We start from the raw sequence: 25,742 nt of genomic DNA, 5'->3' as shown, positions 1-25,742 counted from the left end.
TAGTGAGTAGTGAGTAGTGGTTAGTGAGTAGTCAGGTTAGAGAGTTTTCTAACTCACTACTCACTACTTACCACTCACTACTGCCTACTCACTCTCTTGATACACCCCATCACCACCTGCGCCGCGATCTCACCGGACGGTTTGTCCGTTGCCATGCGCCGTGAAATCTCGGCGAACCCGTCTTTCTGCCAGGCGCGCATGCCACTGTCGGCCAACAGCGCTTCCAGCTGGCGTGCCAGATTGTTCGGCCTGACGTATTCGTCGTAGAACTCCGGGATCAGTGCGCGATCCGAGATCAGGTTGGGCAGCAGCGCCGACCAGACGGAAACGAAATACCGCGCCACGGCGCGTGCGACAGGGTCGAGCCGGTAGCAAGAGATCATCGGCACGCCCGACAGTGCCAGTTCCAGGGAGACGGTGCCGGACGCGATCAACGCCGCGTCGGCCTTGCCGAAGGCCTGCCATTTGCGCTCCGGTTCCAGGATAATCTCGGGTTTTTCATCCCAGCGCGTGACCGCGGATCGTACGGTGTCCGCGACATGCGGCACCGTCGGCAACATCAGCCGAAGCCGATGCCCGCGTGCCCGCAGCATCGACACGGTCTCGCCGAACGGCTCGAGCAGCCGTCGCACCTCGCCGCGCCGCGAGCCGGGCAGGACAAGCAGCGTCTTCACGCGGTCTGGTGAAAGATCACGCGGCTGGGCCTGCGCCCTGGCGGCCGACAGCACGCCTGGATCATGCGTCAGGCGATGGCCGACATAGGTGCCGGGCGGGCCACCCAGCCGATCGAGCTCCTTCACTTCGAACGGCAGGATGCACAGGATGTGATCGACATACGGCTTCATCGCCACCGCCCTGCCCGGCCGCCATGCCCAGACGCTCGGGCAGACATAGTGGACGATCGGGATCGTCGGGTTGGCGGCGCGCACCTTTTTGGCGACGCGCAGCGAAAAATCGGGGCTGTCGATGGTGACGAGGCAGTCCGGCTTGGCATCCGCAACCAGCCCCGCCAGCTGACCGATCCGCCGCATCAGGCGCGGCAGGTCACGCAGGACGGCGCTGAACCCCATCAGCGCGACCTCGCTGGCGTCGAACGGCGAAACCAGCCCAAGCGCCTGCAGGTGGCGGCCACCGAGGCCGACGAGCTGCACCTCGCGTCCTGTTATTTGGCGCAGCGACTGGACAATGTCGGCGCCAAGCAGGTCGCCTGACTCCTCGCCCGCGACGATCGCGATCTTCAGCGCCCTGTCAGCCATGACCTGACTCCGTTGCGGCCAGACCGACAATGAACAGCCCAAGGTCATTGGCACGCGAGAGGGTTGCGGGACCTTCGAGGATCAGGGAGCGTCCCGCCTCGACGGCAATGCCGGCAAGCCCGGCCGCATGCGCTGCTTCTACCGTCTGGGGCCCCATGGAAGGAAGATCCGCGCGCAGCTCCTGGCCAGGCTTGGTGCATTTGACCAGCACGCCGCGCGTTTTGCCGGCGATACGGCCGTGGCCGCGCAGCAGCCTGGCGCGGTCCAGCAATCCGGCCGTGCCCTCGATGCCTTCAAGCGCGATGGTCCGGCCGCCGACCGCGATCGCCGCCTGGCCGATATCCAGCGCCCCGATGGCTTTTGCCGCGGCAAAACCTGCCTCGATGTCGCGCCAGTCCGACTTCCGGGGCGTGGCCCTGGTCAACACCCCTTCGGCGGCGACAAGGTTCGGCACGATCTCGTGGGCGCCCACGACCTTTATCCCCCGGGCCTCGAGCCCGCGCGCCACCACCTTGAGCAGTCCATCGTCGCCGCGTGCCAACGCCATGACGACGACGGGTATCACAGCGAGCAGGCTGAGGCTTGGATGCATCTGTGTCAGCCTTGGCCTGCGCTTTATCTCGCCGGCAAGCACCAGATGCGTAATCCGGTTGCGCTTGAGCAGCGGAATGAGCGATCCTATCGCCTCCAGGGCAAGGGTCTCATGCTCGTAACGGCACAATTCAGCCAGGCGGTCGGCCTCACCGTCCATGAGCACGACGAAGGGCGGATGACCCTGTCCGGCCAAACCGGCAGCGACTTCGACCGGAAGGCTGCCGCCCCCGGCGATGATGCCGACCCTGGCACCAGGCGGGAGATCGAGACCAGCCCCGGCTGTCTCAGCCTTCGTCATCGGCATCGTCGCCACCGCCGCCCTTGAGCGATGGCACCGCATAGTGCCGCTTGCCGCGACTGGTGATGAAGTCGATGATCTTCATCGCTGTCGGCGACGAGGCGAACTCCACCTTGGCGAACTCGATGTTCTCGCCGACGGTGCGGGAGCGGTCGAAGATCGTCTTGTAGGCCTTGCGCAGCAGATGGATTTCGGAACGCGGCAGACCGGCGCGCTTGAGCCCGATGATGTTCAAGCCGCGCAGGCTGGCGCGGTTACCGACCGCGATGGCATAGGGAATGACATCACCGACAAAAGCCGAGCACCCGCCAAGAAAGGCGTTGTCACCCACGCGCACGAATTGATGGACGGCGCTGAGGCCGCCAATATAGACGTTGTTGCCGATCTCGCAGTGGCCGCCCAATGTCGCCCCATTGGCGAAGGTGGCGTTGTTGCCGACGGCGCAGTCATGGGCGATATGGGCGTAGGCGAGAAAATTGCCATTGTCGCCGACCGTGGTTTCGCCACGGCTGGTGTCGGTGCCGACATGCATGGTCACGCCTTCGCGGATGGTGCAGTTGGCGCCGATGACCAGCGTCGTGCGGCCGCCCTTGTGCTTGGTGTTTTGCGGCGGTGCGCCCAGTGTCGCCATCGGATAGACCTTGGTCGACGCCCCGATAGTGGTCGCGCCCATCACCGAGACATGGCTGACCAGTTCGACCCCGTCGCCGATCACGGCATCGGCGCTGACGTGGCAGAACGGCCCAATGCGCACACCCTGGCCGATCTGGGCGCCTTCTTCCACGACGGAGGAAGGATGGATTGACGTCTTGATTTTCATAGGCACTCGATCGTCAGTCGCCGGTGACCATCATGGCTGAAATCTCGGCCTCGGCCGCCTTGGTACCTTCGACCAGGGCTTCACAGGCGAATTTGAGCAGGTTGCCGCGCTTCTTGATTTTCTTGACATGGATCTTCAACTGGTCGCCGGGGACGACCGGTTTGCGGAATTTGGCGTTGTCGATGGTCAGAAAATAGACCAGCGATGGCTTCGACGCCCCGAGGCTGCGGATGCAGATGGCTCCGGCCGTCTGGGCCATGGCCTCGACTATCAGCACGCCAGGCATCACCGGCTGCTCCGGGAAATGCCCCTGAAAATGCGGCTCGTTTATGGTCACGTTCTTGATGCCGATGGCGGAGTCGTCGCCGTCGATATCCACGATGCGGTCGATCATCAGGAAGGGATAGCGGTGCGGCAGGAGCTTCATCAGCCCCAATATGTCGACCGCTTCCAGCGTTGTCGCCGCCACCATGTCAGCCATTGTCCTTGCCCTGCTTGCGTGCCCTGGCCATCGTGCGCAACATGGCTATCTCTCGCATGGCTTCCGCCATCGGCTGCGCCGGATAGCCACCCCAGATCTCGCCGGCGGGAACATTGCTCATAAATCCACTTCTGGCTGCAAGCTTGGCACCTGTACCAATCGTCAGATGATCCGCAAGCCCGACACCGCCGCCCATGGTGACATTGTCACCCACCACCACGGAACCGGAAATACCCGATAGCCCGGCCACTATACAATTGCGGCCGATGCGGACGTTATGGGCGATCTGAACGAGATTGTCGATCTTGGTGCCTTGCCCGATGATCGTATCGGACATGGCGCCACGATCGACGGTGGAATTGGAGCCGATCTCGACATCATCCTGGATGACGACGCGTCCGATCTGTGGAACACGTTCCGGCCCCTTGGCGCCGCCGACAAAGCCAAAGCCGTCCTGGCCGATCCTGGCGCCACCATGGATGATGACCCGATTGCCGATCAGAGCGTACTGGATACTGGCGCCCGGCCCGACATAACCGTCACGGCCAATCTGGCAGGACTGTCCGATGACGGCGTTGGGCGCAATGACTGTGCCGCTGCCGATCGAGACACCAGGCCCGATGACCGCGCCGGCCTCGATGATAGCCCCGGCTTCGACATGCGCCGTCGGATCGACATGGGCATGCGGCGAAACACCGGTTTCACTGGTCATTGGCCCCGGCGTGGCGGCTGTCGGGAACAGCAGGCGCCCAACCAGCGCGAAAGCCTGCTGCGGCCGTGGATGAGTCAAGACAGCGACGCTGGAAGGCGCCTTGTTTGCGAATTCGGCCGTGCACAGGACCGCTGCCGCGCGCAGCGACGGCATCAGCGCGGAATTACGCCTGCCGTCGACGAAGACAAGCGCATTGGCGCCGCCTTCATTGGCCGGCGCCAGCGCTTCGATCAAAACGTCGGATTGGCCGGAATCGACAAGCACCGAGCCGGTCAGATTCGCGACTTCGGCCGCCGTATACCGGCGTGATGGCGCGAAGAACACCGGATCGGTCATTCCAGAAGCTATATCCAGCTAGGTCGGAACATTTCTCCCGGATCCAAAACCCGGGAGCATCGTTGGCCGCCGATCAGAAGCGGGTCGATATGCCGAAGTTGAATTCCTGCACGTCGTCGCTCGCTTGCTTCTTGACCGGGATCGCATAGTCGATTCGGATCGGCCCGAACGGTGAAGCCCACATCAGGCCAACGCCGACAGACGCACGCAATTCGAGGCCGGTACCAGCGATATGAATATCGTTACCGGGATTACCATCGTTTAGATGCTGATTGATCTTACTGCCATAGAGCGTTGCGGCGTCCGCAAACACCGCACCGCGCAGACCGAAGCTCTCGGGAATAACCGGCAACGGGAACTGCGCTTCGGCCGAGGCGTTGAAATAAGTCACACCCCCCAGATGATCACCCGTGGTCGGGTCCACGGGACCAATGCCATTATACGCGAAGCCACGGATCATGCGGTCGGTGCTTTGGAACTGATCGAAGATACGCAGATTACCGTCGCCGCCATAGGCCTCGACATGTCCTGCACCGCCTGAAATCAGCCCGACCAGATCAAGCTGCTCGGATAGCGTCTGGTAGATACTACCGCGACCGGTGATCTTTACGAACTTCGCGTCACCGCCCAAGCCGGCCATTTCGACCGTCGTGTTGGCATAGATGCCTTCATGCGGGTTCTTCATGTCGTCGATCGTGTTGTAAACCAGCCCTAGGCTGATCGACGACTTGATCCAAGGACTCTGAGCAATGCCATCCAGGATAGCCGGTGAAATCGTGCAGGTGCCGTCCGGATTTCCAATGGTGGTTGGACCGCAACTATCGTCGACTTTATATTTCTCTTGCGAGATGTTGTACGCCAACTGGGTCGTGATGCTGTTGGTGATCGGCAACCCGAAGCGGATCGTCGCGCCGGTGGTGTCGCTGTCGTAATTGTTATTGTATTCCCGCGTCGACTTGAAAATGTCGAAGCCGGCTGCGATGCGCCGCCCGAGGAAATAGGGCTCGGTGAAGGACAAGCTGTAGTCGCGCGAATTCTTGCCGCCACCCGCCGACACTTTGATGAACTGGCCGCGACCGAGGAAGTTGCGCTCGGTGATCGATCCTTCGACGGACGGTCCAGCTGAATCGCCGCCGGTCGAATAGCCGGCGCCAACCGAGAATTCACCCGTCGACTTCTCGACCACGTCGACCACCAGCACGACTTGGTCAGGGGCCGAGCCAGGCACGGTCGAAATGTCGACTTTGTCAAAATAATTCAGGTCTTCCAGGCGCTTCTTCGCGCGCTGGATGAGCACCTGGTTGAACGCATCGCCTTCGCTGACATCGAATTCGCGACGGATGACATAGTCACGCGTGCGGTCGTTGCCGCGGATCTCGATGCGCTCGACATAGGCCTTGGTGCCCTGGTCGACGGTGTAGACCACCGAGATCGTGTGGTTCTCGAAGTTGCGGTCGCCGCGCGGTGTCACCTGGGCGAAAGCATAGCCGGAACCAGCCACCTTCTCCGTCAGCGCAATGATGGAGTCTTCGACGTTCTTGGCATTGTAGACATCGCCCTTGCGGGTTTCGACCACCGATTCCAGCGACTTGGAGTCGACTTCCGGGATCGTGCTTTCGACGCTGATGTCGCCAAAATTGTAGCGCTCGCCTTCCTGGACGGTGATGGTGACCGTGTATTTGTTGGTCGCATTGTCGAGCTCGCCGACGGCGGACACGACCTGGAAGTCGGCATAACCGTGATTGTAATAGAAGCGGCGCAGCAGCTCCTGGTCGGCGCGCAGCTTGTCTTCGTCGTAGACGTCGTCGCGCAGGATGAACGAGACCCAGGACGAGCGCTTGGTGTTGATCACATCAGACAGGCGGCGGCTGGAATAGGCGCTGTTGCCGACGAAATTGATTGCCGCGATCTGCGTGCGATCGCCTTCGGTGATGTGGAAGACCACGTTCACGCGGTTGTCGCCAAGCTCCATGATCTGCGCGGTCACGCCGGCATCGTCACGGCCGATGCGCCTGTAGGCGGCCTTGACCGCCTCGACATCCGAATCCAGCGTAGCCTGAGAGAACGTGCCGCGCGGCTTGAGCTGAACCGCTGCCTGAAGCGCGTTGTCCTTGAGCTTCTTGTTGCCCTGGAACAGCACCTGGTTGACGACCTTGTATTCCGAAACCTTGACCACCAGGGTCGAGCCGACCTGGTTGATCTGGACATCCGAGAACAGGCCGGTGCCGAACAGCGCCTTGACCGCGCTATCGACATCGGAGCTGGAGAAGGCCTTGCCGGGCTTGATGGTGATGTAGTTGCGGATGGTATCGGCGTCGACACGCTGGTTGCCGCTCACCTCCACCCGGCTTACGACCGCGGCTTCGGCCGCCGATGTGGCAACGAACTGCACTGCGAGCGCACCTGGTACGACCAGAGCGGCGGACAGTGCCGCCGCTGACGCGGCGTTTAGAAACTTGGATGCTGCCTTCATCGGGCTTAATAACCTTTTCTCGTAGTCCCCACGGCGAGAAAACCGGACGTGCGGTCATTTCCCCTACCGTATTAACCGGATTTTCCCTACACGCAAGGCTTCTGGTTAATTTGTATTTACTTAACCCTGGTGCGTGGCTTTCGCGTCACTCATATCCCCGTGCATGGTAAACGGCGTCTCAACATCCGCCATGCTCAGGCCAAATTCCTTCATGATTTCAGCACCCAAAGAGATCGTTCCAGAACACGAACCCCATGAAGCACAGCACCAGAAGCAGACCGGCCCGATAGGCCATTTCCATCATCCGTTCCGACACCGGCCGGCGGATGACGGCCTCCACCCCGTAGAACAACAGATGGCCGCCGTCGAGGGGGGGAATCGGCAAAAGGTTTAGAATGCCTATCCCAACGGACAGCAGCGCGACGAGCTGCACCAGCCATTCAAAACCGAGTTTGGCCGCCTTGCCGGCCATGTCGGCGATCTTGACCGGGCCACCCAACTGGCACTTGTCTTCGCGCCCGACGGCGAAGCGCTGCAGGAACTGTCCGGTGCGCTCGATGACGTGGCCGGTTTCCTCAACGGCCGCCGCAACGGCTCCGACCGGGGTGTAGGTGATGAGGCGGGGCTGGCCGAGTTCCTTGTTGTTGACGACGCCGATCACGGCGACCTTGACCTTGTTGCCGAGCGCGTCCTCCTGCTCCATCAGCTGCGGCGACGCGGTCACCGTGACCTCCTTGCCGCCGCGCAGCATGACGAAGGTGATGGTGTCGCCGGCGCGGCCCGAGACCAGCCGCTGCACGTCGCCGAAGGTTTCGACCTTGCTGCCGTCAACGCTGACGAATCGGTCGCCTGGCAAGATGCCGGCCTTGGCCGCGGGACTGTCTGTTGTAACCTCCGCCACCATGGGCTCCGCGACATAACGCCCATAGGCGGCAAACAGCACGGAAAAGACGACGATCGTCAGCAGGAAGTTGAACAGCGGCCCGGCCACCACCGTTGCCGCGCGCTTCCAGATCGCCTGGGTGTGGAAGGCAACCTTGCGTTCCTCGTCGGTCAGCGTTTCGAGTTCTTCCGATGTCGGCTGGCTGGAGGTGGCGTTCATGTCGCCGACAAACTTGACATAGCCGCCAAGCGGTATGGCGCAAAGCTTCCAGCGCGTACCATGCCTGTCGTTGAAGCCGATGAGCTCCGGACCGAAGCCGATTGAGAAGGCCCTGACCCCGATGCCGCACCAGCGGCCGACGAGATAGTGGCCCATCTCGTGAACGAACACCACGACGGTCAGAACGAAGAGAAACGGCACGAGCGTGCCGAGAAAGAGGCCTTCCGTGCTGAAAATCGCGTGAAGAATCTCGTTCAATTCAGGCCCTCAAGTTCTTCCGCGTCGCTGCGTGACTGTGACATCAATACAGGCGAATCCAAGGCGCCCGCGCCAGATCGTGGAATGACACCGTTCAAATGGGAAACAGCCCCTGTGCCGGATGCTCGGCGCCCGCCGCGATCCAGCCGATGACGTATAGGGCAAGAGCGGCCGCGACAAGCCCGTCGACACGGTCCATGACGCCGCCATGCCCAGGGATGAGCACGCCAGAATCCTTGCGGCCGTGCCGCCGCTTGACCCAGGATTCGAAGAGGTCGCCGGCCTGGGCGACGATCGACAGCACCAGCGCCACAATACCCAGCAACGCCAGGTTGCCGGCGCCGGCGAAGGCGGCAAGCAGAAGCCCTGCCACGACACCACCGACCGCCCCGCCGAGGGCGCCGCTGCGGGTCTTGCCGGGCGAGATCGAAGGCGCCAGTTTGGGCCCGCCGACGGCACGCCCGACGAAATAGGCAAAAATGTCGGTTGCCCAGACGACCGCGAACAGGAAAAGGATCGCGACGAGGCCCGAATGGTCGCCGTCGCGCAGCAGGGCAAGCGACAGGCCCGACATGCAGGCATAGGCAAGGCCGCCGGCGTCCCACTGGCCGATCTTGCGAACTCCAGCGGTGATCGCCGCTGTCGCAACCAGAATCACGACGAGCGGCAGCAGCCACCGTGCGGGCAGGCCGGCAACCAGGGCGCCGACGAAAATGACCATCAGCGCTTCCGGGAGAAAACCAAGCCCGTCGGCCGCGGCGGGCCGCGACATGCGTGTCCACTCGTAAAAGATCATTGCCGCCATGACGGCGCACAGCAGCCGGAACGGCAGGCCGCCGAGCCAGGTCAGGCCGAGGGCCACAATGGCCAGCACGACAGCCGACATGACGCGCAGCTGAAGGTTGCTCATCCCGCGGCCGGCCGCGAAGCAACGTCCTGCGGGCCCAGTCCGCCGAAGCGGCGCTCGCGGCCGGCATATTCGCGCAAGGCCTCGGCGAAATGCTCGCGGTTGAAGTCCGGCCAGTAGCACGGCAGGAAGACGAGTTCGCTGTAGGCGGCCTGCCACAACAGGAAGTTGGACAGGCGCAGTTCGCCGCTGGTGCGGATGACCAGCTCCGGATCGGGAATGCCTTGCGTGTCGAGAGAGCCGGCAAAGCTTTCGGCTGATATAGCCTCGCTGTCCATTTCGCCGCGCGCCACGGCCGCGGCAAGCTTGCGCGCCGTGCGGACGATCTCGTCGCGTCCGCCGTAATTGAAGGCGATCACCAGCGTCAGCGAAGTGTTGTGGATCGTCAGCGATTCGGCCTCGTCGAGCAGCCCCCTGATGTCCGCCTGCAGCCCTGTGCGGTCGCCGATGATCCTGACCCGTACGCCGCTCTGGTGCAGCTCGGCAAGGTCGCGACGGATGAACAGCTTCAACAGACCCATAAGGTCGCTGACCTCGGACTTCGGCCGCGACCAGTTCTCCGACGAGAAAGCGTAGACGGTCAGGAAGGAGATGCCGAGATCCGGGGCGGCGCGCACCGCCTTGCGCAGGGCCTCGACGCCGGCGCGATGACCGGCGAGCCTCGGCATACCGCGCGCCTTGGCCCAGCGTCCATTTCCATCCATGATGATCGCGACATGCGCGGGCGTTGTCATGATCTCGCTTTCGGGTCAGCCAAGGGCCAACCCTAAACCTGCATGATTTCAGCTTCCTTGTCGGAAAGCAGATGATCGATGGTGCTGATGGTTTCGTCGGTAAGTTTCTGGACCTGGTCGGAACGCTTGCGCTGATCGTCCTCGCTGATGTCGCCGTCCTTCTCCGCCTTCTTCAGGAAATCCATGCCGTCGCGGCGCACATGGCGCGCGGCGACACGGGCGTTCTCTGCGTAGCCGTGCGAGATCTTGACCAGTTCCTTGCGGCGCTGTTCGTTGAGCTCCGGCAGCGGAATCCTCAGATTGGTGCCGTCGACGATCGGGTTGAAGCCCAGATTGGATTCCCGGATCGCGCGGTCGACCGCGCCGACCATCGATTTGTCCCAGACCGAGACCGAGATCATGCGCGGCTCCGGCACCGAAACGTTGGCCACCTGGTTGATCGGCATGGTGGTGCCATAGGCCTGCACCTGGATCGCATCGAGCAGATTGCTGGAGGCGCGACCGGTCCGCAGCGAAGCCAGGTCATGCTTGAACGCGGCGATGGCCCCATCCATGCGCCGCTTCAGATCGTCGTACTCACCACTCATCTTAGTCTCCTCGACCCGTCTGCCGCGGGTTCACTGCTTCGGGGCAAGGGCCCCGTGTTCGAGCCTGATGTTCGAAAGCCGGTTTCCCCTTCCAGGGATCGGCCCCGATCATTCGTCCGCGACGACCGTGCAGCGGCCGCCGCCCCTTAGAATATCGCCGAAACCACCCTTTTCGTGGATCGAATAGACGATTATCGGAATGTTGTTTTCGCGCGCAAGTGCAATCGCAGCGGTATCCATGATGGAAAGGCCGCGATTTATGACTTCGGCGTGGCTGATGCGCTCGAAACGTGTCGCATTCGGGTCCTTTTTCGGGTCGGCCGAATAGACGCCGTCAACCTGTGTACCCTTGAACAGCGCGTCGGCGCCGATTTCGGCCGCGCGAAGTGCCGCCGCCGAATCAGTGGTGAAGAACGGATTGCCGGTGCCGCCGGCGAAGATCACCACCTTGCCCTGGTTCATGTAGGCGGTCGCCTGGCGCTGCGAAAAACTCTCGCAAAGCTCGGGCATGGCAATTGCGGACAGCACGACGGCATCGACACCGATCTTGTTCAGCGACGTGCGCAACGCCAGCGAATTGATGACCGTGGCAAGCATGCCCATGTGATCGCCGGTAACGCGGTCGCCTCCCTTGGAGGCGACCGCCACGCCGCGAAAGATATTGCCGCCGCCGATAACGACACCCACCTCGATGCCCAGCGCACGGGCCTCGGCAATGTCGCCTGCGATGCGGTCGACGACCGAGACGTCGATGCCGAAATGCTGTTCGCCCATCAACGCTTCGCCCGAAGCTTTCAGCAGAACACGTCGGTAGCGGGGCTTGACCGTCATCTGGTTCCTCGAAATTCCGGCGTGGCAAGCTCTGAAGGCGAAAACGCCCCCTGCTTCGCCCGGCGGTGCTGTCATGACGGGTTGACCGGATACACGAAGGGCGCGGCGATGTCACGCCGCGCCCTTGTGCAAAATTCCAGGCTTTCTGGATCAGTTGCTGCTGATGGCAACCGCCTCGCCTTCGACCACGACCGGCAATGCGTAGCCTGACGGCTTGTCGCCGGTCACGACACCGCCCGCGACACGGACCTGGATCTCGGGACCGAAATAAGAATGCGGGAACGGTGCCGGCGTGCCGCTCACCTTGTCCAGGCGCTGGCGAAGCGCGGGCGGTATGGAGAAATCGAGCGCCGCAAGATTATCCTGCAGCTGCGAAAGCCGCGTTGCTCCGAGAATGACGGTGGCAACTCCTGGCTGAGTCGCCACCCAGTTCAGCGCGACCTGAGCCATGCCGCGGCCGAGTTCGGCGGCGACTTTCTCCAGCTCCGCCACCACAGCCCAGTTGTGCTCGCTGAATTTCTGGAAGCCTGGGTGGGTGGTGTTGCGGAAGCCGTCGAGCCGGCCGGCATTGCCCGCCTGCGCCGGGCGGTATTTGCCACTTAGCAGTCCGCTTGCCAGCGGGCTCCAGACCATGATGCCGGCGCCATGGCGTGTCCCGAACGGCACGAATTCATGCTCGATGGCACGCTCCGCCAGGGAGTATTCAAGCTGCAACGCCGAGATCGGCTCATAGCCGCGCAGTTCGGCGATCGCCTGCGCCCGCCCGGCATACCAGGCCGGCACGTCGGACAGGCCGATGTGACGTATCTTGCCTGCCCGAACCAGATCGTCGAGCGTACGCAGCACTTCTTCGGCCGGCGTCAGCCTGTCCCAGATATGCATGAGATAGAGATCGATATAGTCGGTACCCAGCCGCTTCAGCGATGCGTCGACGGCACGCATGATGTTCTTGCGGCCATTGCCGCCGGCGTTCGGATTGCCGGGGTTCGAGTTCATGGTGAATTTGGTGGCGATCACCGCCTTGTCGCGCAAGCCCCGCTCGGCCACAAATTCACCGAGCCAGGTCTCGGCCGTGCCGCCGGTGTAAAGGTCGGCGGTGTCGAAGAAATTGCCCCCGGCCTCGACATAGGCGTCGAACATCGCGCGCGCCGTATCCCGGTCCGCGCCCCAGCCCCATTCCGTCCCGAAAGTCATCGTGCCCAGTGCCAGCCGGCTGACGCGCAGCCCGCTGTTGCCGAGTGTGTAGTAGCTCATCGTCATTGTCTTTTCCGATCTTGGTCCGGTTGATGCGGGCGTCATTGGCCAGGTGTCGCCTTGACCCAGGGATTGCCGCGCTCATGCGTCATGCGGAAGGTGAAGCCATCGACCTTCCAGCCAGCCGCGGAGCGCGTGAGGTGATGCTCATACGTGCCCCAGACCTCCCAGAGCGGGTCGCCATTGCCCTCCATCCGGTTCCAGGCGTAGCCGTTCGACAGAACGGTCGCCGTGTCCGCTTCAAGGACGACCTGGTGATTGGTGCGCAGATGCAGGCTGGTCTTGCTGCCTTTGAGATTGCCGGCCCAAGCGCCGATCAGATCGTCGGAGGCGATGTTGGCCGCGGGCTGCCCGGACAGGCTGCTGAAGTCGGCGGTGACCCGATCCGCGAAATAGCTGCGCGCGCGTTTCCAGTCCTGCGCGTCGACGGCGCGGTCGATGGCATCGGCGATGCGGATGATGGCGCGGTCATCGGCAAGCGCCTGCCAGCCCATCGGTTCGGCCCCGCCGGCGTCGAGCGGCGCCAAGGCAAGCCCTGCGGCGAAGGTAGCGTGTTTCAAGGCGTTCATGTCTCTTCTCCTCGATACCATCAGCCCGATCGCCGATGTGTTAGCGACAATGTGGACCTCTGCCTCGGCGTCGATAAGATTGCATTGTCCGTAAAGACTATGCGATACTGTTCACGAATGGACCGGGATCTGCTCAGCCATCTGCCTGTCATCATTGCGGTCGCCCGGCGCGGCGGTTTTGCCCTTGCCGCGGCCGAACTGGGCATGAGCCCTTCGGCGGTCAGCCATGCAGTGCGCCTCGTCGAGGAGCGGATCGGCCAGCCGCTGTTTGCGCGCACGACGCGCAGCGTTTCGCTCACCGAGGCGGGCAAGGCGCTGGTGGAAACGGCGGCCCCTGCCCTTCAGGATATCGCCGAGCGGATGGATCGTATCCGCAGCGTCAAGGGTAGGCCGTCCGGGCTGCTCAGGATCAACGCCTCCAACATCGCAATGCCGTTGGCGGTGACGCCGGTCGTGGCGGCGATGGCCGAGCGATATCCCGACATCACGGTCGAGATTTTTGCTGATCAAGGGTTGGTCGACATCGTCGGCGAAGGTTTTGACGCCGGCATCCGGCTCGGCGAGATGATCGCCCAGGACATGGTGGCCATCCGACTGACGCAGCCCTTCAAAGCCGTTATCGTCGCCTCGCCCGCCTATATCGGGCAACATGGCCGTCCGCGCAGCGTGGCCGATCTCGCGAACCACAATTGCATCGGATACCGTCTCGTTCGCTCCGGTGCCCTCTATCGCTGGGATTTGACCTGGGACGGCAAGGACGTGGTCATGGAAACCAGCGGTACGGCCATCGTGACGGATTCGCTTGCGGCAATCGACCTGGCTCTCGCCGGAGTGGGCCTTGCCTACATGTTCGAGCCGCTGGCGCGCGCCGATCTCGCGGCCGGTCGCCTGGTGCAGGTTCTGCCGCAATCGGCGATCGAGGAACCCGGCCTTTTCCTCTACTTTCCGCGTCGCGCGGCGATGGCGCCCAAACTCAGGGCCTTTATCGACACCGCGAACGAAATCGGCCGGGCATCCCAGCGGATGTCCGGCCGAAAAAACACAGGCGAAATGGACCGGTAAGAAGTTACTTCTTGACCGCCGCCGCGACTTCCGCGGCGAAATCCGTCTCTTCCTTCTCGATGCCCTCGCCAAGGGCGAAGCGCAAATAGGCCGTGATCTTGGCCGGCGCGCCGATTTCCTTTTCGGCATCCTGCAGCGCCTTCTCGACGGTGATGTCGGGATTGAGCACGAAGGCCTGCTTCAGGAGCACGACTTCCTCATAGAATTTGCGCAGGCGACCCTCGACCATCTTCTCGATGATGGCTTCCGGCTTGCCGGACTGGCGCGCCTGGTCGGAGAAGATTGCCTTCTCACGCTCGACCGCGGCCGGATCGATCTGCTCGGCGGTCAGCGCCATCGGGTTGGTGGCGGCGACATGCATCGCGACCTGGCGGCCAAAGGCATTGGCGGCATGCTCGTTGCCCGTGGTCTCGATCGCGACCAGCACACCGAGCTTGCCGAGACCATCGGCAACAGCGTTGTGCACATAGGTCGCAACCGCACCATGCGGAACGGTGAGCTTGGCCGAGCGGCGGAAGCCCATATTCTCGCCGATAGTGCCGACCGCGTCCTTGATGGTGTCGGTGACCGACTTGTCGGAGCCCGGATATTTGGCGGCGGCGACCGCTTCGGTCGTGCCATAGGCAAGCGCCACCTTGGCGACGTTGGCGACGATTTCCTGGAAGGCGGCATTGCGGGCGACGAAGTCGGTCTCGGAATTCACCTCGACCACGGCAGCTTCACGCACACCGTTGTCGACGCCGATCAGGCCTTCGGCTGCCGTACGGCCAGCCTTCTTGTCGGCCTTGGAGATACCCTTCTTGCGCAGCCAGTCAACGGCCTCTTCCAAGTTGCCGTTGGTCTCGTTCAACGCCGCCTTGCAGTCCATCATGCCCGCGCCGGTCAAGTCGCGGAGTTCTTTGACCTGTGCAGCCGAAATGCTCATTGTCGCCTCTTTGTTTAAATGCACCGACGCACCATCGGTATTCGATGGTGCGTCTGTTTAGCGTACCAAAATATGAGAAAGATGAAGGCCGCAACCGGCCTTCGATTATCAAGCCTCGGGGGCTTCCGACGCCGGAGCCGGATCGAGCGCCGGTTCGACCGGAGCTTCGACCGAAGCGCCGATATCCATGCCGAGCGCGCCCTGCTGACGGGCGATGCCGTCGATGGCGGCCTTGGCGATCAGATCGCAATAAAGCTGGATGGCGCGGGCCGCGTCGTCATTGCCGGGGATCGGGAAATCGATCTTGTCCGGATCGCAGTTCGAATCGATGATGGCGACGACCGGGATGCCCAGGCGCTTGGCCTCGAGGATGGCGATCGCCTCCTTGTTGGTGTCGATCACGAACATCAGGTCGGGCGTCGAGCCCATGTCCTTGATACCGCCGAGCGCCTTGTCGAGCTTCTCGCGCTCGCGATCGAGGTTCAGGCGTTCCTTCTTGGTCAACCCTTGCGCTTCGCCGGCCAGCATCTCGTCGAGCTTGCGCAGGCGCTGGATCGAGTTCGAGATCGTCTTCCAGTTGGTCAGCATGCCGCCGAGCCAACGCGAGTTGACGTAGTACTGGGCCGAACGCTGTGCCGCATCGGCAACGATGTCCGACGCCTGGCGCTTGGTGCCGACGAACAGCACGCGGCCGCCCTTGGCGACGGTGTCGGAAACCTGCTTCAGCGCCTGGTGCAGCAAAGGCACCGTCTGCGAGAGGTCGATGATGTGGATGTTGTTGCGGGCGCCGTAGATGTAGGACGCCATCTTCGGGTTCCAGCGGTGGGTCTGGTGGCCGAAGTGAATGCCAGCTTCCAAAAGCTGGCGCATGCTGAAATCAGGCAGTGCCATTCTAAGTTCCTTTCCGGTTAGCCTCCACGGACACAGGCATTTTTGGACCGAGGTCCTCGAACGCCACCGGAGGTCTCAGCCGGATTTCTCCCGGGCAGACACCAAAGTCCGTGTGTGGAATGAGCGCGCATATAGAGGGGAAGTCCGACAAACGCAAGCGGGGCGGCGCTTTAACGCCTAGCGTGCGGCAATCAGCGCTCCGGTGCCGATCATGGCGCTGCCGGCGAACCTGTTCATCAGCCGCATGCGCCTGGGTGTCCTGAACCAGCCCGAAGCCCGGCCCGCGAGCGCGGCATAGACCCCCATCGTCACGATATTGACGCTGATGACGGTCGCCACCACCAGCAGGCCATCGAAAAAGGTCATCGTGTCGAGGTCGAGAATCAGCGGCATGATCGAGGCATGGAACAGGATCGCCTTCGGGTTTCCGAGCGCTATGGACGCGCCGAGCAGAAAGGATCGGGACAATTTCGCCTGCCCCGTCCGCGGCTCATTCGATTGCGCGACCGAGGCCCGCCACATCCTGACGCCGAGAAAGATCAGATAGGCGGCGCCGGCATATTTCAACAGGAGGAAGATCCATTCGAAGGTCTGAGCCAGAGCCACCAGCCCCAGCAGCGCCAGAGTGACGAGCACGGCATCGCCGGCGGCGACCCCAAGGCCGGCCATGAAGGCCCGCAGGAACCCACGCGACACACCGTTGGTGATGACCGCGAACATCGCCGGCCCCGGCGTGGCGGCGGCGAGCGTCACGGCGGCGCAATATGCCAGGAATGCCGTTGGTGTCATCGCTTGGATTTTCCGTTGGGCACCCGCACGCGCCGGAAGATGGCGACGATCTGCTCGCGGCTGCACTCGATGGCGCCGAGCCGCACCGCACGGTCGCGCTCGAAGCCGGTTATGTCATAATGCGGAGCGGATGTCTTGGGCGGGCCTTGGTAAGATGAGCGCTTGATGCCGAGTTCCGCCGCAAAGCGATGCAACTCGTCGGTGTTGTCGGCCAGGAGATGGCACCAGAGATGGCCGGCCCATTTCCAGATCGCCGCATCGACATAGACTGCCATCAAGCCCGCCACGGCCAGCTCAATTGCCCGACCCTGCTATTTCGATACTGGGCAAGGCTTTGTCTGGTCGAACAGCGACAGGTTGACCAGCTTGCCGGTCATCGAGAAGTCGCCATAGTCCATGACGAGATCACGGGTGATGCCGTTCTCGTGCAGCTTGAAGCTGATCCGATATTCCGGCACTTCCTCGCCGTTCTGGGCGCTGTCGTCGAAATAGGCGATGTCGACCGGCCAGTATTTGTCGGTGGCAAGCTTCGCCAATGCCGGCGCTTCCGGATCGGCCTTGTCGGCCTCGCTCTTCTTGCCGACGACAACGGTGGTCGTCATCACCTTGTTGGCGTCTTCCGAGCCGTCGAACAGGTTGGTCTGATAGAAGTTTTCGCCTTTTTCGGCCTTGCCGATCAGCTCGACCAGATGCTGGGTCGGAAACTGGGTGGCGGCGAGTTCGAGACTGTTCTTCTCCGGCTTGTCGATGTCGACCTTGAGGCCCTTCGCGTCTTTCGTGGCCATACCCTTGACCTCCTTGTCGAGGTTCTGGTCGACAAAGGATTTCGTCACGAACGAAAAGGTCTTGCCTTCGGCATCCTCGAAAGTCGTCGTCTGCTGGTCGGTCAGCTTCGTGTTGTCGTTGGTGGCGATCTGGGTGACGAAACGGAATTTCACCGTATAGCCTTCGCAGGCCGAGCCATTGAACTCGTAGACCATGCGGCCGGTGATGCCGGTGATGCCGGACCGATCATCCGCCTTCTTGAGCGTGAGATCATAGACGGCGCGATGCGCCTGCAGCGCCGGTGCGGCGACAGCGGCGCCTGTTGGCAAAAGCGCCGACAACAGAACGGCGTGGAATGCAAGGCGCGTCGCGCGCATGAGGTACTCCGATCGTCGCGGCTGATGGCAGGCCGCAGGGAAAGATGGTCCAGCTTAAAAAAAGTCGTGGCGGAAGCGAGGCAAAAATAGCAATTTCGGCCCGGCCAGCGCAGCGCCTTCCAGCAATAGGGAAAAGCAATGAGTGAAACAATCGAAAAGCGGCTAAGTGATCTCGGCGTGACGCTTCCCGTCGCCGCCGCACCCGCCGCCAACTACGTGCCCTATTGCAGGACCGGCAACCTGCTGTTCACCGCTGGTCAGTTGCCGCTCAAGGACGGCAAGCTGCAGGCAAGCGGCCTGCTCGGCCGCGACGTCGACACGGCAAGCGGCAAGGACGCGGCGAAATACTGCGCCATCAACATCCTGGCGCAAGCCAAGGCGGCACTTGGCGACCTCGAGAAGATCCGTCGCCTGGTGAAGATCACCGTCTTCGTGGCCTCTGCCCCCGACTTCGTCGAGCAGCATCTGGTCGCCAACGGCGCCTCCGATTTCCTGGTTGCCGCGCTCGGCGAAAGCGGCAAGCACGCGCGCTCGGCCGTCGGCACCGCCTCCTTGCCGCTTAATGCCGCAGTGGAAATCGAAGCGATCTTCGAAGTCGAATGAGTGTAGGTGCTGACATGACCGACCTCTCCTGGCTGACGGCCCGGCCGGTTGCCCATCGCGGCTTTCACGACATGAACAAGACGCGCTGGGAAAACACGCTTTCCGCCTTCGCTGCCGCGGCCGAACGCGGCTACGCGATCGAATGCGACGTGCATCTGTCGTCGGACGGCATCCCCGTCGTGATCCATGACGACGATTTGCAACGGCTGACCGGGCAGGACGGTTTCGTCTGGCAACGCAGCGCGGCCGAACTTACCGCGCTCAAGGTTGGCGGCACGGCGGATCACGTGCCGACGTTGCAGGAAGCGCTCGACCTCGTCGATGGTCGCGTGCCCATGGTCGTCGAACTGAAAGGAACTCCCGGTCGCGACGAAGGCCTGGTGGCGCGCGTCGGCAAGATGCTCAAGCGCTACAAGGGCAAGGCGGCGATCATGTCATTCGATCACTGGCTGATCCGCGATTTCCCCAAACACGCGCCCGGCATCCCGGCTGGATTGACCGCCTATGGCAAGGACGCCAAGCTGATCGAAGCACATTTCGCCATGCTGGCGCACGAACTCGCCTTTACCTCCTATGCCGCCGGCGATCTGCCGAACCCGTTTGTCAGCTTCGTGCGCGAAAAGCTCAAAATGCCTGTCATCACCTGGACGGTGCATGATCAGCCCGCGATCGACCTGACCTTTAGATACGCCGACCAGATGACGTTCGAAGGGTTCGAACCGGACCTGGTCGAAGTCGCCTGAGCAGGGTGCCCGAAACGTGACTTGTAGCGGCCCGAATGGAGCTTAAATAAGCCTCATGGATCAGGGTGATGACGGCGACGGGCAAATGGCGAATGCGGACTATTCGATCCGCATCGCCGCCGGCATCGGTGCCTTTACCTGCGACGAATGGAACGGCTTTTCCGGAACCACGCGTGGCGACACGGAGGCCGGGTACAACCCGCTCGTTTCATTCGCTTTTTTGAGCGCTCTGGAGGATTCCGGCTGTGCGGTGCGGCGCACCGGCTGGCAAGGTCATCACCTGCGGCTGGAGACCGCGCAAGGCAGGCTCCTCGGCGCCGTTCCCTGTTATCTCAAGTCGCACAGCCAGGGCGAATACGTGTTCGATCACGGCTGGTCGGATGCCTTCGAGCGCGCCGGCGGCCGTTACTATCCAAAACTGCAAAGTGCCGTGCCGTTCACCCCCGTCACCGGCCCTCGCCTGCTGGTCGGCAAAGGCGAGGATCAGGATGCGGTGAAGGCTGGGCTTGCGGCCGGTCTCAAAATGGTGGCCGACAAGCTCGGCGTCTCCTCTGCGCATGTCACCTTCGTGCAGGAGAGCGACGTCGCGACGCTGGAAGCCGCGGGCTTCCTGCATCGCACCGACCAGCAATTCCATTTCTTCAACGAAGGCTTTTCAACCTATGACGACTTTCTCGCCACGCTTGCCTCACGCAAACGCAAGGCGATGAAGAAGGAACGGCGCGAGGCGCTGGCCGATGGCATCTCGATCGACTGGCTGACCGGAAAGGACCTGACCGAAAAGGCCTGGGACGACTTCTTCGCCTTCTATATGGACACCGGCAGCCGCAAATGGGGCCGCCCCTACCTGAACCGCCAGTTCTTCTCGTTGATCGGCGAACGCATGGCGGACGACATCCTGCTGGTGATGGCCAGGCGCGACGGGCGCTATATTGCCGGCGCCATCAACTTCATCGGCTCCGACGCGCTCTACGGCCGCAACTGGGGCTGCATCGAGGATCACCCCTACCTGCATTTCGAGGTTTGCTATCACCAGGCCATCGACTTCGCCATCCAACGCAAGCTGAAGGTGGTCGAGGCAGGCGCGCAAGGCGAACACAAGCTGGCGCGCGGCTACCGGCCGGTGACCATGCATTCCGCCCACTACATTTCCCATCCTGGCCTGCGCAACGCTGTGGCCGACTATCTCCGGCGCGAACGGCGCGAGGTAGAGCGGATGGGTGAATATCTGGAAGAACATACCCCGTTCCGCAAGGATATTGGCGACCTCGATTGATCGCACCGCAGCTTCGCCTTGCTGCTCGCAGGTCGCTTCGCTACACCGGACGGCAAGGCACACTTCGGAGCGTTTGCCATGATTGAGGCCGCCTATGATACCGACAACATCTTCGCAAAGATCCTGCGCGGAGAGATCCCCTCGCATCGCGTTTACGAGGACGAAGCCGTCGTGGCTTTCATGGATGTGATGCCGCAAGGACCCGGCCATACGCTGGTGGTGCCGAAAGCGCCGTCGCGCAACTTGCTCGACGCCGATCCGTTGACCTTCGGCCCGCTTTTCACGGTTGTTCAGAAAGTGGCCCGAGCGGTCAAAAAAGCCTTCGACGCCGACGGTGTCACCATCATTCAATTCAACGAGCCTGCTTCGGGGCAGACTGTCTATCACCTCCACGTCCACGTCATTCCGCGTTTCGATGGCATCCCGCTGAAGCCGCATTCGGGCGAAATAGAGAAGCCTGAGGTGCTGGCTGAGAACGCCCGCCGGATAAAAGCGGCGTTGGCGTTATCCTGACGCCTGGCTTTCAGCGGTTGCCAGCACCTGCGGACTTCCGCGGAGATTGCGCAGTTGCGTATCGAAAACCATTAACCCGAGCCGCCAGGATATCAGCGTGATCGTCGTTCCACCGAACACATCCATCAGATTGTGCCCGCCTTGGATGAGGATCGCAGGCAACAAGGCGGCACTGATCAGGATCAATGCAAAACGCATCGGCCTGTAGGGCCAGATCGCGATCAGCGAAATCAGCGCCATGACGGTATGAAACGAAGGAAACCCAATGAGACCGGTTACTTTCAGGCTGGAAACATCCGGTACGCCCTCGGCGAACAGGCGATTCAATTCCGTGCCATAAGCCGAGCTTACGACCGGCCGGACAATACGGTCCACCTCCGGCGCCAGCGTCCAGTAGCCGGCGGCGCCGGCGGACGGGAACAGCGCCCAGCAGAATATGGTCGCCAGTGATGCTATTACTGTCCCCAATGCGGCCGCATGCAGGCGGCGCCGGTCGTTCGCCATGCCGAGGAAGAGAAACGTGAACAGCAACTGGGCCAGCGTCAGGTTGTAGATTTGCCGAAGCAAATCCGAGAGGCGGGGATATTGCGCAATCCAGGCGCAAAAGCCCGGCCAGGAATATCCCAGCCACGAATCCATCCGGACAAGCATGGCGTCGATCGGCTCCGATGGCCGCGGCAGCAACAGTATGTTGAAAAGGGCGGCAGGCACGGAATAGGCGATGAACAGCGCCAGAATGTGTGTGGTGAGGGCAATGCGCTCCGCCTTGCGGACCCGACGGTAGACCTGGCCGATGATTATCAAGAGAACGGCAAAATAAACAGAAGGAATATATCCGTCGAGCGAGACGACGGTTCCTTTCTCCCAAACAAGAAAAAGGCAAACCGCCACCAGCGCCAGGGTAGCCGCCAATATCGTGCGTTCTGCAGGGAGGAGAACCATTCGTCAAATCTGCACGAAGGTCGTTAATTCAGAATGAAAACACAACCGTCAGCCGGCTGAAATCCATTCCCATCGCCCGCCAGGACGCGTGATCAGAATGGTTTGGTCGTGGAGACAGCCGAAAGCTTCTCAAACGCCGTCGGATGCTCTGCATGTTGCCGCAGCCGTTTGCGGATCGCATCCGCGCATTGTGCAGGCGTCAGCAGCGACGTGTCGACTTCCAGATCGCATACGCCTGGCCGGTGCACCTCCTCTTGCCACAGGCGCACCGGCAACGGCACGGGATCGTCAGGCGAGCCGGTCACATACCCCCTCGCCGTCGCAGTGGCGGCACGCCTCTGCATGATGATTCCGATCGGGCAGCGAACACCCACAAATAGTACCGGAAGGCCGACGAGACGACGAGCACAGTCGGCAAGGCAATCAAAGGGCTTCGAATAGGCGTCGTGGTGACCAACATCCGCCACGACGTTCAGTCCCAGCCGGCTGTGGGCGGCGATCGACTCGTAGAGAGCGGCGTATAATTCCGGCACAAGGCCATCGAGGTCCGGACGCTCGCCGCCCGGCCGCAGTCCTATTCCAGGCCGGCATCGTGGCGGCGTGGCCTGCTCGAAAACATCCACGCCGAGATTCATCCAGACGCCATCGAAATGCTCCTGAATGGCCTGGACGGTGCTTGATTTTCCCGATCGCGGCGCGCCGTTCAGGATGATGATTTGCCCGACCATGGATCGCCTCTTCTCCAACGAAAAAAGCCCCGTTGCCGGGGCTTTTCGAGGGGGTGACTGTTCAGCCTTTTCTGGGCAGTTGCGGCACAAGGCTGCGCTTGCCGCCATCCTTGCCCTTCGGCTCCGGCTTCTGCGCCACGGCCTTCTTTGCCGCGGACTTCTTGGCCACCGCCTTGGGCGGCTTCGGCGCGTCTTCGGGCTCTTCCTTCTTCGGCTTCACCGGCGCCTCGTCGGCGAGCGATTCGAGCTTCAGGCCGGTCTCGCCGGTTTCCTTCTTCTCGACGGTGACGCGCACCGTGCCGCCCTTCTTCAGCTTGCCGAACAGCACCTCGTCGGCCAACGGCTTCTTGATGTGCTCCTGGATGACGCGGCCAAGTGGACGCGCGCCCATGCGTTCGTCATAACCCTTGTCGGCAAGCCAGGCGATCGCGTCCGGCGACAGGTCGAAGGTGACGCCGCGCTCGGAGAGCTGAGCTTCCAGCTGCATGACGAACTTCTGCACCACCTGATGGATCACCGGCACCGGAAGCGAGCCGAACGGGATGATTGCATCGAGACGGTTGCGGAATTCCGGCGTGAACAGCCGGTTGATCGCCTCGACATCGTCGCCTTCGCGCTTGGTCGAACCGAAACCGATCGCCGCGCGCTGCGCATCGGATGCGCCCGCGTTGGTGGTCATGATCAGGATGACATTGCGGAAGTCGATCTGCTTGCCATTATGGTCGGTCAGCTTGCCGTGGTCCATCACCTGCAACAGGATGTTGAACAGGTCCGGATGCGCCTTCTCGACCTCGTCCAGCAGCAGCACGCAGTGCGGATGCTGGTCGACACCGTCGGTCAAAAGGCCGCCCTGGTCGAAACCGACATAGCCGGGAGGCGCGCCGATCAGCCGCGAGACGGTGTGGCGTTCCATATATTCCGACATGTCGAAGCGGATCAGTTCGACGCCGAGCGAGGCGGCCAACTGCTTGGCGACCTCCGTCTTGCCGACGCCGGTCGGGCCCGAGAACAGGTACGAGCCGATCGGCTTTTCCGGTTCGCGCAGGCCGGCCCGTGCCAGCTTGATCGCCGAGGTCAGCGCCGTAATGGCGGTGTCCTGGCCGTAGACGACGCGCTTGAGCTCAATGTCCAGGCCCTGCAGCACCTTCTCGTCATCGGCCGAAACCGTCTTCGGCGGAATACGCGCCATGGTGGCGATCGTCGCTTCGATCTCCTTGATGCCGATCGTCTTCTTGCGCTTGGCTTCCGGCACCAGCATCTGCGAGGCGCCGGTCTCGTCGATCACGTCGATCGCCTTGTCCGGCAGCTTGCGGTCGTTGATGTAGCGCGCCGACAGTTCCACCGAGGCCTTGATCGCCTCGTTGGTGAACTTCACCTTGTGAAATTCCTCATAATAGGGCTTCAGGCCCTTCATGATCTCGATGGCGTCCTCGACGGTCGGCTCATTGACGTCGATCTTCTGGAAGCGCCGCACCAAGGCACGGTCCTTCTCGAAGAATTGGCGGAACTCCTTGTAGGTGGTCGAACCGATGCAGCGGATCGCACCGGAAGACAGCGCCGGCTTCAACAGGTTCGACGCATCCATGGCGCCGCCCGAAGTGGCGCCGGCGCCGATCACCGTATGGATCTCGTCGATGAACAGCACGGCACCCGGATAATCCTCGAGTTCCTTGACGACCTGCTTCAGCCGTTCCTCGAAATCGCCACGATAGCGCGTGCCGGCCAACAGCGTGCCCATGTCGAGCGCGAAGATGGTGGCATTGTGCAGCACTTCCGGCACGTCGCCCTCGACAATGCGCTTGGCCAGCCCTTCGGCGATCGCCGTCTTGCCGACGCCGGGGTCACCGACATAGAGCGGGTTGTTCTTGGAACGGCGGCACAGCACCTGGATGGTGCGGTTGATCTCGCCTTCGCGGCCGATCAGCGGATCGATCTTGCCGGCCTTGGCCTTGTTGTTGAGGTTGACGCAATAAGCGGTCAGCGCGTCCTGCTGCTGCTTCTTCTTGCCGCCCTCCTCCTGTGGCTCGGCGCCGTTCGGGCCGCCCTGCTCGTCATCGGCACCGCGCGGGCTGCGGCTCTCCGACGCGCCCGGACGCTTGGCGATGCCATGCGAGATGTAGTTGACCGCGTCGTAGCGGGTCATCTGCTGTTCCTGCAGGAAATAAGCGGCATGGCTTTCGCGCTCGGCGAAGATCGCCACCAGCACGTTGGCCCCCGACACTTCCTCGCGACCCGATGACTGCACATGGATCACCGCGCGCTGGATGACGCGCTGGAAGCCGGCGGTCGGCTTGGAGTCCTCGTCGTAGCCGGTAACCAGATTGTCGAGCTCGGTATCGATATAGGTGAGAACGGTATGCTTCAGCTCGTCGAGATCGACGTTGCAGGCGCGCATGACGGCGGCCGCCTCGGTGTCGTCGATGAGCGCGAGCAGCAGATGTTCAAGGGTTGCATATTCATGGTGCCGCTCATTGGCGAGCGTCAGCGCCTGGTGAAGCGCCTTTTCCAGGCCTTGGGAGAAAGCCGGCATGTTACCTCACTTCTTCTCCATCACGCATTGCAGCGGATGCTGATTCTGTCGGGCGAAATCCATGACCTGAGACACTTTGGTCTCGGCCACCTCGAATGTATAGACCCCGCACTCGCCCACTCCATGATTGTGAACATGAAGCATGATGCGTGTGGCGGCTTCGCGGTCCTTCTGGAAAAAACGCTCCAGCACGTGAACCACGAACTCCATCGGAGTGTAGTCGTCGTTGAGGATGAGGACCCGGTAAAGGCTGGGCTTCTTGGTTTTGGTTTTGGTGCGCGTGATGACGGCCGTCCCGCGGCCGGCCTCATTGCCGTCGCCGCCGCCGTTTTGCATCCGCGCCACTTGTCTCGTGGCAGTCAAACCGATCGTCACGTAATCCTGCC

Annotated in this window: 27 protein-coding genes; 5 read left to right on the top strand and 22 right to left on the bottom strand. The window is 62.2% G+C overall.

Going from position 1 to position 25,742, the window contains the following annotated elements:
* Positions 1–77 precede the first annotated feature (77 nt).
* The 13 genes from lpxB to MESAU_RS19595 all read right to left on the bottom strand — a co-directional run bounded on the left by lpxB (position 78) and on the right by MESAU_RS19595 (position 13,212).
* The gene (lpxB, locus tag MESAU_RS19655; RefSeq protein ID WP_015317793.1) at positions 78–1,256 is read right to left on the bottom strand and encodes a lipid-A-disaccharide synthase; all 1,179 of its coding nucleotides are present in this window, start codon (positions 1,254–1,256) and stop codon (positions 78–80) included.
* The gene (locus tag MESAU_RS19650; RefSeq protein WP_041163833.1) at positions 1,249–2,148 is read right to left on the bottom strand and encodes an LpxI family protein; all 900 of its coding nucleotides are present in this window, start codon (positions 2,146–2,148) and stop codon (positions 1,249–1,251) included. Before MESAU_RS19650 ends, lpxB begins: the two co-directional genes overlap by 8 nt.
* Entirely contained in the window at positions 2,135–2,968 is an 834-nt protein-coding gene (gene lpxA, locus MESAU_RS19645; RefSeq protein ID WP_015317791.1) for an acyl-ACP--UDP-N-acetylglucosamine O-acyltransferase, read from the bottom strand. The genes MESAU_RS19650 and lpxA overlap by 14 nt, the downstream gene beginning before the upstream one ends.
* Before the next feature lie 13 nt (positions 2,969–2,981).
* Entirely contained in the window at positions 2,982–3,449 is a 468-nt protein-coding gene (gene fabZ, locus MESAU_RS19640; RefSeq protein WP_015317790.1) for a 3-hydroxyacyl-ACP dehydratase FabZ, read from the bottom strand.
* Positions 3,442–4,497: a UDP-3-O-(3-hydroxymyristoyl)glucosamine N-acyltransferase gene (gene lpxD / locus MESAU_RS19635; protein ID WP_015317789.1), complete on the bottom strand. Its 1,056-nt coding sequence runs from the start codon at positions 4,495–4,497 to the stop codon at positions 3,442–3,444. The genes fabZ and lpxD overlap by 8 nt, the downstream gene beginning before the upstream one ends.
* Positions 4,498–4,570: 73 nt before the next feature.
* Positions 4,571–6,970 (bottom strand): outer membrane protein assembly factor BamA, encoded by a 2,400-nt coding sequence (bamA, locus tag MESAU_RS19630; RefSeq protein ID WP_015317788.1) that lies wholly within the window; start codon positions 6,968–6,970, stop codon positions 4,571–4,573.
* A gap of 217 nt (positions 6,971–7,187) precedes the next feature.
* Entirely contained in the window at positions 7,188–8,330 is a 1,143-nt protein-coding gene (gene rseP, locus MESAU_RS19625) for an RIP metalloprotease RseP (RefSeq protein ID WP_015317787.1), read from the bottom strand.
* Between the two features lie 94 nt (positions 8,331–8,424).
* The gene (locus MESAU_RS19620; protein ID WP_015317786.1) at positions 8,425–9,240 is read right to left on the bottom strand and encodes a phosphatidate cytidylyltransferase; all 816 of its coding nucleotides are present in this window, start codon (positions 9,238–9,240) and stop codon (positions 8,425–8,427) included.
* Complete coding sequence (locus MESAU_RS19615; RefSeq protein WP_015317785.1) at positions 9,237–9,971, bottom strand: isoprenyl transferase; 735 nt, start codon at positions 9,969–9,971, stop codon at positions 9,237–9,239. The genes MESAU_RS19620 and MESAU_RS19615 overlap by 4 nt, the downstream gene beginning before the upstream one ends.
* Before the next feature lie 32 nt (positions 9,972–10,003).
* Complete coding sequence (gene frr, locus MESAU_RS19610) at positions 10,004–10,558, bottom strand: ribosome recycling factor (RefSeq protein ID WP_015317784.1); 555 nt, start codon at positions 10,556–10,558, stop codon at positions 10,004–10,006.
* Positions 10,559–10,666: 108 nt separating this feature from the next.
* The gene (gene pyrH / locus MESAU_RS19605; protein ID WP_015317783.1) at positions 10,667–11,389 is read right to left on the bottom strand and encodes a UMP kinase; all 723 of its coding nucleotides are present in this window, start codon (positions 11,387–11,389) and stop codon (positions 10,667–10,669) included.
* A gap of 150 nt (positions 11,390–11,539) precedes the next feature.
* Entirely contained in the window at positions 11,540–12,649 is a 1,110-nt protein-coding gene (locus tag MESAU_RS19600; protein WP_015317782.1) for an aldo/keto reductase, read from the bottom strand.
* 35 nt (positions 12,650–12,684) lie between these two features.
* The gene (locus tag MESAU_RS19595) at positions 12,685–13,212 is read right to left on the bottom strand and encodes a nuclear transport factor 2 family protein (RefSeq protein ID WP_015317781.1); all 528 of its coding nucleotides are present in this window, start codon (positions 13,210–13,212) and stop codon (positions 12,685–12,687) included.
* Positions 13,213–13,329: 117 nt separating this feature from the next.
* On the opposite strand from MESAU_RS19595, the gene MESAU_RS19590 reads away from it, so the two are divergent.
* Positions 13,330–14,274: a LysR family transcriptional regulator gene (locus tag MESAU_RS19590; RefSeq protein ID WP_015317780.1), complete on the top strand. Its 945-nt coding sequence runs from the start codon at positions 13,330–13,332 to the stop codon at positions 14,272–14,274.
* A 4-nt stretch (positions 14,275–14,278) separates the two neighbouring features.
* Here MESAU_RS19590 and tsf read toward each other — a convergent pair whose 3' ends face one another.
* The 5 genes from tsf to MESAU_RS19565 all read right to left on the bottom strand — a co-directional run bounded on the left by tsf (position 14,279) and on the right by MESAU_RS19565 (position 18,021).
* A complete protein-coding gene (gene tsf, locus MESAU_RS19585) occupies positions 14,279–15,199 on the bottom strand; it encodes a translation elongation factor Ts (RefSeq protein ID WP_015317779.1) in 921 nt (306 codons plus the stop codon).
* Positions 15,200–15,307: 108 nt separating this feature from the next.
* Positions 15,308–16,090, bottom strand: coding sequence for a 30S ribosomal protein S2 (gene rpsB / locus MESAU_RS19580; RefSeq protein ID WP_015317778.1), 783 nt, complete (start codon positions 16,088–16,090; stop codon positions 15,308–15,310).
* Between the two features lie 177 nt (positions 16,091–16,267).
* Positions 16,268–16,879 (bottom strand): LysE family translocator, encoded by a 612-nt coding sequence (locus MESAU_RS19575; protein ID WP_015317777.1) that lies wholly within the window; start codon positions 16,877–16,879, stop codon positions 16,268–16,270.
* A complete protein-coding gene (locus MESAU_RS19570) occupies positions 16,876–17,154 on the bottom strand; it encodes a DUF4031 domain-containing protein (RefSeq protein WP_015317776.1) in 279 nt (92 codons plus the stop codon). Before MESAU_RS19570 ends, MESAU_RS19575 begins: the two co-directional genes overlap by 4 nt.
* Before the next feature lie 36 nt (positions 17,155–17,190).
* Positions 17,191–18,021: a cell envelope integrity EipB family protein gene (locus MESAU_RS19565; protein WP_015317775.1), complete on the bottom strand. Its 831-nt coding sequence runs from the start codon at positions 18,019–18,021 to the stop codon at positions 17,191–17,193.
* Between the two features lie 138 nt (positions 18,022–18,159).
* Here MESAU_RS19565 and MESAU_RS19560 point away from each other — a divergent pair, with 138 nt between their 5' ends.
* The 4 genes from MESAU_RS19560 (at position 18,160) to MESAU_RS19545 (ending at position 21,156) form a co-directional block, all read left to right on the top strand.
* A complete protein-coding gene (locus tag MESAU_RS19560) occupies positions 18,160–18,624 on the top strand; it encodes a RidA family protein (protein WP_015317774.1) in 465 nt (154 codons plus the stop codon).
* A 14-nt stretch (positions 18,625–18,638) separates the two neighbouring features.
* A complete protein-coding gene (locus tag MESAU_RS19555) occupies positions 18,639–19,367 on the top strand; it encodes a glycerophosphodiester phosphodiesterase (RefSeq protein ID WP_015317773.1) in 729 nt (242 codons plus the stop codon).
* 55 nt (positions 19,368–19,422) lie between these two features.
* A complete protein-coding gene (locus MESAU_RS19550; RefSeq protein WP_015317772.1) occupies positions 19,423–20,643 on the top strand; it encodes a GNAT family N-acetyltransferase in 1,221 nt (406 codons plus the stop codon).
* Positions 20,644–20,721: 78 nt separating this feature from the next.
* Entirely contained in the window at positions 20,722–21,156 is a 435-nt protein-coding gene (locus MESAU_RS19545; RefSeq protein ID WP_015317771.1) for an HIT family protein, read from the top strand.
* Here the strand turns inward: MESAU_RS19545 and MESAU_RS19540 are convergent.
* The 4 genes from MESAU_RS19540 to clpS all read right to left on the bottom strand — a co-directional run bounded on the left by MESAU_RS19540 (position 21,148) and on the right by clpS (position 25,692).
* Positions 21,148–22,098 carry a phosphatase PAP2 family protein gene (locus MESAU_RS19540; protein WP_015317770.1) on the bottom strand — a complete coding sequence of 317 codons (951 nt, stop codon included), beginning with the start codon at positions 22,096–22,098 and terminating at the stop codon, positions 21,148–21,150. The genes MESAU_RS19545 and MESAU_RS19540 overlap by 9 nt on opposite strands.
* Before the next feature lie 92 nt (positions 22,099–22,190).
* On the bottom strand, positions 22,191–22,826 hold the full coding sequence (locus MESAU_RS19535; RefSeq protein ID WP_015317769.1) for a chloramphenicol phosphotransferase CPT family protein: 636 nt from the start codon (positions 22,824–22,826) through the stop codon (positions 22,191–22,193).
* Positions 22,827–22,887: 61 nt separating this feature from the next.
* Positions 22,888–25,356 carry an ATP-dependent Clp protease ATP-binding subunit ClpA gene (clpA, locus tag MESAU_RS19530; RefSeq protein ID WP_015317768.1) on the bottom strand — a complete coding sequence of 823 codons (2,469 nt, stop codon included), beginning with the start codon at positions 25,354–25,356 and terminating at the stop codon, positions 22,888–22,890.
* Between the two features lie 6 nt (positions 25,357–25,362).
* Positions 25,363–25,692: an ATP-dependent Clp protease adapter ClpS gene (gene clpS / locus MESAU_RS19525; RefSeq protein ID WP_010909565.1), complete on the bottom strand. Its 330-nt coding sequence runs from the start codon at positions 25,690–25,692 to the stop codon at positions 25,363–25,365.
* Positions 25,693–25,742 lie beyond the last annotated feature (50 nt).

It is taken from the genome of Mesorhizobium australicum WSM2073, from assembly GCF_000230995.2.
Classification (GTDB): domain Bacteria; phylum Pseudomonadota; class Alphaproteobacteria; order Rhizobiales; family Rhizobiaceae; genus Mesorhizobium; species Mesorhizobium australicum.
Note: the sequence above shows the minus strand (reverse complement) of the source record. Positions and strands in the feature narration are given on the sequence as shown.

Bases quoted from the DNA above. Each gene is read 5' to 3' on its own strand.
- lpxB (WP_015317793.1), bottom strand. From the start codon at position 1,256: ATGGCTGACAGGGCGCTGAAGATCGCGATCGTCGCGGGCGAGGAGTCA.
- MESAU_RS19650 (WP_041163833.1), bottom strand. From the start codon at position 2,148: ATGACGAAGGCTGAGACAGCCGGGGCTGGTCTCGATCTCCCGCCTGGT.
- lpxA (WP_015317791.1), bottom strand. From the start codon at position 2,968: ATGAAAATCAAGACGTCAATCCATCCTTCCTCCGTCGTGGAAGAAGGC.
- fabZ (WP_015317790.1), bottom strand. From the start codon at position 3,449: ATGGCTGACATGGTGGCGGCGACAACGCTGGAAGCGGTCGACATATTG.
- lpxD (WP_015317789.1), bottom strand. From the start codon at position 4,497: ATGACCGATCCGGTGTTCTTCGCGCCATCACGCCGGTATACGGCGGCC.
- bamA (WP_015317788.1), bottom strand. From the start codon at position 6,970: ATGAAGGCAGCATCCAAGTTTCTAAACGCCGCGTCAGCGGCGGCACTG.
- MESAU_RS19620 (WP_015317786.1), bottom strand. From the start codon at position 9,240: ATGAGCAACCTTCAGCTGCGCGTCATGTCGGCTGTCGTGCTGGCCATT.
- MESAU_RS19615 (WP_015317785.1), bottom strand. From the start codon at position 9,971: ATGACAACGCCCGCGCATGTCGCGATCATCATGGATGGAAATGGACGC.
- frr (WP_015317784.1), bottom strand. From the start codon at position 10,558: ATGAGTGGTGAGTACGACGATCTGAAGCGGCGCATGGATGGGGCCATC.
- pyrH (WP_015317783.1), bottom strand. From the start codon at position 11,389: ATGACGGTCAAGCCCCGCTACCGACGTGTTCTGCTGAAAGCTTCGGGC.
- MESAU_RS19600 (WP_015317782.1), bottom strand. From the start codon at position 12,649: ATGACGATGAGCTACTACACACTCGGCAACAGCGGGCTGCGCGTCAGC.
- MESAU_RS19595 (WP_015317781.1), bottom strand. From the start codon at position 13,212: ATGAACGCCTTGAAACACGCTACCTTCGCCGCAGGGCTTGCCTTGGCG.
- MESAU_RS19590 (WP_015317780.1), top strand. From the start codon at position 13,330: ATGGACCGGGATCTGCTCAGCCATCTGCCTGTCATCATTGCGGTCGCC.
- tsf (WP_015317779.1), bottom strand. From the start codon at position 15,199: ATGAGCATTTCGGCTGCACAGGTCAAAGAACTCCGCGACTTGACCGGC.
- rpsB (WP_015317778.1), bottom strand. From the start codon at position 16,090: ATGGCACTGCCTGATTTCAGCATGCGCCAGCTTTTGGAAGCTGGCATT.
- MESAU_RS19575 (WP_015317777.1), bottom strand. From the start codon at position 16,879: ATGACACCAACGGCATTCCTGGCATATTGCGCCGCCGTGACGCTCGCC.
- MESAU_RS19570 (WP_015317776.1), bottom strand. From the start codon at position 17,154: ATGGCAGTCTATGTCGATGCGGCGATCTGGAAATGGGCCGGCCATCTC.
- MESAU_RS19565 (WP_015317775.1), bottom strand. From the start codon at position 18,021: ATGCGCGCGACGCGCCTTGCATTCCACGCCGTTCTGTTGTCGGCGCTT.
- MESAU_RS19560 (WP_015317774.1), top strand. From the start codon at position 18,160: ATGAGTGAAACAATCGAAAAGCGGCTAAGTGATCTCGGCGTGACGCTT.
- MESAU_RS19555 (WP_015317773.1), top strand. From the start codon at position 18,639: ATGACCGACCTCTCCTGGCTGACGGCCCGGCCGGTTGCCCATCGCGGC.
- MESAU_RS19550 (WP_015317772.1), top strand. From the start codon at position 19,423: ATGGATCAGGGTGATGACGGCGACGGGCAAATGGCGAATGCGGACTAT.
- MESAU_RS19545 (WP_015317771.1), top strand. From the start codon at position 20,722: ATGATTGAGGCCGCCTATGATACCGACAACATCTTCGCAAAGATCCTG.
- MESAU_RS19540 (WP_015317770.1), bottom strand. From the start codon at position 22,098: ATGGTTCTCCTCCCTGCAGAACGCACGATATTGGCGGCTACCCTGGCG.
- MESAU_RS19535 (WP_015317769.1), bottom strand. From the start codon at position 22,826: ATGGTCGGGCAAATCATCATCCTGAACGGCGCGCCGCGATCGGGAAAA.
- clpA (WP_015317768.1), bottom strand. From the start codon at position 25,356: ATGCCGGCTTTCTCCCAAGGCCTGGAAAAGGCGCTTCACCAGGCGCTG.
- clpS (WP_010909565.1), bottom strand. From the start codon at position 25,692: ATGCAAAACGGCGGCGGCGACGGCAATGAGGCCGGCCGCGGGACGGCC.